Below are 352 nucleotides of genomic sequence, written 5' to 3' on the forward strand. Positions count from 1 at the left end.
GGGTAATAATGACTCAGGCTGTCTCCATCCCAGTTGGATGTCGCCTTCACGCACCAGTAGCTCAACATTTTCCCCCTTTAACTCTGCCTGACCGGCGGTGATAGCTTTGCCGGCTATGAGGGTCAGATTTTTATTGGCCGCCAGTTTAACCTCGCTGGCCTCAATGTTATGACCCGCGTTTAACGTCATATGGTTGGCTTTATCGAATAAAATCCCCCGGATATCCCAGGGCACGAGCATACTTTGACTGCTATTCATCCAAAGAAAACTCTTGCCCGATAATCATCACACCAACTCGCTTTTTTAAGCTTGTTCCTTTGACTCGGTGCTCCGCAATCGCATTGTTTGACCA

General features: G+C 48.3%; 1 protein-coding gene. It reads right to left on the bottom strand.

The window, feature by feature from the left end; translation table 11 throughout:
* A partial coding sequence (locus AM629_RS21590; RefSeq protein ID WP_200905796.1) for a hypothetical protein occupies positions 1–258 on the bottom strand: 258 nt, incomplete at its 3' end.
* Positions 259–352 lie beyond the last annotated feature (94 nt).

This window comes from Photorhabdus heterorhabditis, from assembly GCF_001280945.1.
Classification (GTDB): domain Bacteria; phylum Pseudomonadota; class Gammaproteobacteria; order Enterobacterales; family Enterobacteriaceae; genus Photorhabdus; species Photorhabdus heterorhabditis.